Raw genomic sequence first — 5,731 nt, forward strand, 5'->3', positions numbered from 1 at the left:
CTTTTATTAATTTTTATTTGTAATTACCAACCCTTTTTGATCGGATTTTTAACTGTTTTGCCAGTTATTTGAATAAATAATCAAGCTACTGTGTGGCGCGATACTGCGCTCCGCAACGCTCCGCGAACGCACCACACCCCCATCTATTCTCAATAATAGTGGGATTTTAGTTGAACTATTCTTCAGCTTATTTGATAAGTCCACCTCTATATATAGCTTTCAGCTACCTTGTCACCCCGTGAGGCTCCTGATATATTCTTTTTTCCACCACTTCTCCCTCCGGAGGACTCCCTAATTATTTATAACACCAAATCCGGTTATGAAAAGCTAGTTTGTCCAAATCCTTCTAACCCTTCTGCCTTCTCCCCTCTGCCTTCTGCCTTACCCTCACAATAAACCTTCTTTCTCAACCGGATTTAGTATAACTGTTCATCCGGACATGATATTACAGGCTAGCACCGAACATAAATCTGAATCTACACACTATAAGTGTGATTTGTTTTTTTTCACCCTTAATAAGTAAGGTTAGTGAAACAATTTACAGGTATGTCATTGCAACTTACACTCCGTGGAAAGAAGCAATCTCAAGCGTTAAGGAGATTGCTTCCTATCGTCGCAATGACAACTGTTAAACTAGATTTTATCTCAAAAATTGAGCTGACTGCTGATAGCTGAACGCTTCGAGCTTATACAGACAACATAATTTGCGAACCTTGGGCGGTTTTACTCACTTCAATTCGAGCTTGAAAAGCTTCTTTGAAATGAGGAATATGAGTCACGGTTAAAATACAAGAAAAATCAGCAGAAATGGCATTAATAGCAGCAATCAATCTGTCACATCCCTCGGCATCTTGAGTACCAAATCCTTCATCAATAATCAACAATCGCAAGGCAGTACCGGAACGCTGCGCCAACAATTTTGATAAGGCTAAACGAATGGCAAAATTAACTCGAAAAGCTTCTCCTCCCGAATAAGTTTCATAAGGTCTTGTACCTTTTGTATCTGCAATTAAAATATCTAATGTATCTATCCATTTAGAATTTTTCTTACTTCCTTTTGTAGCTTTTTGCGTCACAAATTGAACGTGCAATTGATTAGCACTTAGTCTTGCTAAAATCTGATTAGTTTCTGCCTCCAATTGGGGCAAAATATTTTCAATCATTAATGCCTGAATTCCCTTTTTACCAAAAGCTAAACTTAACTCCTGATAAACTCGATATTGCCGTTTAATAGTTTGTAATTGTTCTAATTGTTGACTATTCTGAGCTTGCAAATTTTCTAAATGTTGTAACTGCTGTTGTACTCTGCCTAAACTTCCCAACTGTTCGTCTAATTGCTGACGACGCTCTTGAATTTTTTTGTCTAAATAGATAATTTTTTCATTCAGGTTTGGAGTTTGTTCTAACTGTTCATTTAAAACGGAAATCTGACCTTTAATTCCAGCTAAATCTTGCTGTCGATTTTCTAGAATTCCCTTTAATTGATTTATTCTTTCCAGTAACTGAGGATATTGTTTTTGAGCCTGACGTAATTTTTCAATTCTAGTTAACCAAAATTGTGCTTTTCTCAACTCCGATCTAACATTATTATGTTCATCTAAATTATACCCAATCTCAGAAATTTCTCTCTCAATAACCACAATTTGTTGTTGTACTTCAGAAGTTTGTTTTTGTTGCTCCAAATCTTGTTCCAAACTAACTATTTGCTCCTCAAATTCTGGCATCTGAGCGCGAATTTTTCCTAACTTTGTCTCCGCATCCTTAATTTGCCCATACTTAATTTCTGCCCACCTTAATTTCTTTTCTTCTTCCCTCGCTAAACTATGACTCCGGTCATCATAATTAAATTGTTCAATTTGCTGTTCTAAACTGCTAATTTCAGCATATAAATTAACTGCAAAATCTCCCGTATGTAGCGATCGCTCAACTTCTGCTACTTCCTCTACTAACTCTTGCAGCAAACTTTCATCGTTTTTAATATTATCTAACTGTGCTTGTAAACCACCCCGACGCTCCCGCAACTCATCATATTTTGCCAACTCTTGGTCTATTTGACGATATTCTGTTCTCAAAATCTTAATTTCTCGCTCGGAAAGAGTCAGTTGCTCCCGCGCCACCCACAATAAATCTCTAATTTCCTTTTGCTGAGTTTGATGTTTATCTACTACTAAATGCCAGTGATGTTCGTCCAAAGGGCGATCGCATAAGGGGCAAGGCGGATATTCTTTGACTCCAATTTTACCATTACCATTATCTTGATTTAATAATTGTAACTTTTGCTCCAGTTCCGACAGTCTGGTTTCATAATCTTTTTTATTGCGAATTAAACGTTCGAGAAATTGATGTCTTTCCTGACCTTTTTCTCGCACCCGTTGTTGATAAACTCGCTTATTATCCAGTTGAGTAATTTCTGCGACTACTTCCTGTAACGTTGCTTGTAGTTGAGGTTGCTTTTGCTGTTGAGTTCGTCGTAGTTGACAGACTCTAGAATTAAGTTCTTCCAAACGTGCGCTCAAACGTGCTTGCCCCTTTTCGAGTTCGGTTTGTAATTTTTGCCGTTGTTGCACTAGGGGAGTAACTTCTATTTGTAACTTATCTAGTTCGTTTAATTTTGCTCTTGCTGCTTGTAGTTGTGTCAGAGCAGTTTCAATATCAGAACGCTTACTCAGAATATGCAGGTTTTCTTGTTCCTGCTCTTTCAGAGAATTTAACTGCGCTCGACATTGCTGAATTTTGTTTTGTACTTCCTGGAGTTGTTGCCGTTGTTTTTCCTGGAGTTGTTGACGTTGGTTGAGAGCATTTTGGTGTTTTTTGAATTTGCCAGATAAATTTTCTTCAGTAGTTTGTAAGTTTTGGAAATGACTATATCCAGCGTTAATTTCATTCTCCTGTTTCACTACTGCTAATAGTTCGTATTGTTGTTGTTGGGTGGTTTTTAGTTCTTGTTTGAGGCGATAACATTCTTGCACAAGTTTGTCGTATTGTTGTTGTTGACCTTGCAGTAATTTTTCCCAGGTTTTGCGCTCGTGTTGTTGGGTTTGGAGTTGTTTGAGTTGTTGTCTATCAGTTTCTTGTTTTTGTTGCAGTTGAGCTAAAGTTGCTTTAAGGTTAGTTTTTTGTTGAGCGATCGCTTCTTTTTCTTGGAGTTGTTTTTGATTCGCTTCTAGACTTTGTTCGAGTATTTCCACTTTTGCCTTAAACTCCCGAGCAACATCTTTAGCTTTTTCTCCTAGAGTGTCATATTGGTCGAGTTTTAGCAGGGAAGCGAGAATTTCTTTACGTTCGTTGGGACGTTTAAGCATAAATTCATCTGCCCTACCTTGACGCAAATATGCCGAATTTACAAATGTGTCGTAGTCGAGTTTAAGATGTTCAATAATACTTTGTTGGGTTGCTCGGACACCTTTTTCAGTCAGACTTTTAAACCTAGAACCTGTATAAACTTGAAATTCTAGGGTTGGTGACTGACCGCGACGACGACCACGAATGACACGGTAGATATTACCGTGGGTAGAGAATGTAAAATCTACCCGTACTTCTTTTTCTCCCAGACTAATAATATCGTCTTCAGTAGCGGCACGACTATTTCCCCAGATCGCCCAGGCGATCGCTTCTAGTAAGGAAGATTTTCCTGCACCATTGGGTCCACAAATACAGGCAGTATGCAGACCTGTGAAATCTAAGGTTGCTTCGTGATAACTGAGGAAATTTTTGAGTTGCAGTTTTTGAGGAATCATTTTGCTATAGTGCTGATATTTGTCAAGCTTGACGCTAATGTTTCACCGAGTTATTCTCATTTGGTTGATGTTAATTTTCCCTGTTTTTTCTGTCTTTTATCCGTTGTTTTTTAGACAACAGCTATATTATTTGGGTTTGTTTTGACTTTATTTTTCACATTTTACATTAACACAAAAAAATGAGTATTGTTCTTCTAGCTCTATCTACAAATATAAACTATTGAATTCCCAATGGTAAACTTAATCTAATTTTTTCTATATATAGTGTGATTAATTATTAATTTACACTATATATATCAATTTTCTGTTTGAAAAAAGAATCTTACAAAACTCTACTTATAGAGAACAGAGAATAGAGATTCATAGCAAACATTTACCAGTTTGATAAATTAGCTGTACTTGAACTTAATATTATCAGCAATAGCCTATTTTTTGCGGTCAATTTTTAGCGATATAGCGTTTACCAAGCTCTCGGAGGTACAGTTGTTTTTCTTCTTTATTTATTCCTACGGAACCAGAATTACTACTCCCTACTTCCTATTCCCAGTTAAGTGTTCCCTAAAACCAGGGAATTTTGTATCTCACGCTTTTTGGGAATTGCTATATCTCTTGATAATCTGTGATGATATTACTGACTATCCTCATCCTAAATTGTCTCCGCAGATATGCTAAAAACTATTAAAAATTCGGCGTTGGTGAATGATAATATGATTTTTAGTAGTCAGTAGTCAGTAGTTAAGTAGGTAGGCACGAATAAACATCACTATGTAACTAAATATTAAAGCAGTTGAAACCCTTGATATTGCTTGCTTCCGCTCCGCTTCAGTCGCTGCGGACGTACTTATAAATTTTTTCACCTACCTACTTAAAACAGCTTTTTTCCTTAATATCAATCTTACTCCCATACGAATTTCATACTTGATTTTACCAATGCCAAAAATTATTGAGGAATATTTGACTGGAGATGATATAATAAAAATTTATCAAAACAGAACTTAGGCAGTAACGTTATATAGAAAACATTTGAGAGCTATATAATCAACTGACCAATTACTAAGAATCTTGCAGCAATATCTGAACTTAGAGTGGGTCGATCAGAAACAGGCAAAGGTATCAGTTGAAGTGGTTCAGGTAGTCGAGACTGATACGGTTATTCGTCCTAGTCAAGAAGTATTGCAAGAATTACTTACCCTAGTTGAGGATGGTGATATTCAAAGCGTTGTAGAAACTGTCGAAGAGCTTCAGAAATCACAAGGAACTTCTACTGCTTTTACTCAAGAGATTTTGCAACTGGCGAACAGTTTCCAACTTCAACGATTGCAAACTTTCATCGAATACTATCTTGATTCAAATTAAAATTATTTTGAATTTACAAAGGTAATTTTAAATAATTAATAATTACTTCTTATTCAAAAGAATAGGATTACTTAAAAGGATTTTTTTTATTTTTTTATCCCTATAGGGCAACAGCCAGTAGCGAAGCCGAGGAGAGGCTTTAAACCTTGATTTTTTTTTCAGTAAGGGAATATGAAATATGGTAGTGCTGTACAAGTAGTGATATCCAAAAAAAAGTCAAGTAGTTAAGTGAATACAATTTTTTTTTACTAATAAATCATGGTACTTTCTGTTCCCTGTTTCCAGTTAAGTGTTCCCTACGTCTAATATTATGTTCGGTTAAATAGTTATATATAATTAAAGTTCGTAGTATAGCTCTTAGTCCGAACTTTAGATAGGGCTGAGAGCTATACTACAAACCATATACTTTATTATAAGTGATTATCCGAACATGATATAATTACTAGATCTACAGGACTACCTGAAATATAAATGTTTTTTAGCTTATACCAAGCTTCAAAAAAGTATGTTACTTATAATAATAAGACTTAAAAGAATTGCTATACATTTGTTCAAGCAATTGTTGGATAAGCCAAGCTGGACTCTTTTCTTCTGCTTCTGCTTTGAAGTTGAGTAAAATTCTATGCCTTAATACAGGG

2 protein-coding genes are annotated in these 5,731 nt (G+C 35.9%); one reads left to right on the forward strand and one right to left on the reverse strand.

Annotation, left to right across the window (positions count from 1 at the left end):
• Window positions 1-686: 686 nt before the first annotated feature.
• Window positions 687-3,737 carry an exonuclease subunit SbcC gene (gene sbcC, locus F6K22_RS29455; protein ID WP_293106300.1) on the reverse strand — a complete coding sequence of 1,017 codons (3,051 nt, stop codon included), beginning with the start codon at window positions 3,735-3,737 and terminating at the stop codon, window positions 687-689.
• Window positions 3,738-4,799: 1,062 nt separating this feature from the next.
• Between sbcC and F6K22_RS29460 the strand changes: the two genes are divergently transcribed.
• Window positions 4,800-5,093 carry a hypothetical protein gene (locus F6K22_RS29460; RefSeq protein ID WP_293106303.1) on the forward strand — a complete coding sequence of 98 codons (294 nt, stop codon included), beginning with the start codon at window positions 4,800-4,802 and terminating at the stop codon, window positions 5,091-5,093.
• Window positions 5,094-5,731: the final 638 nt, after the last annotated feature.

The organism is Okeania sp. SIO2F4, assembly GCF_010672385.1.
Classification (GTDB): domain Bacteria; phylum Cyanobacteriota; class Cyanobacteriia; order Cyanobacteriales; family Microcoleaceae; genus Trichodesmium.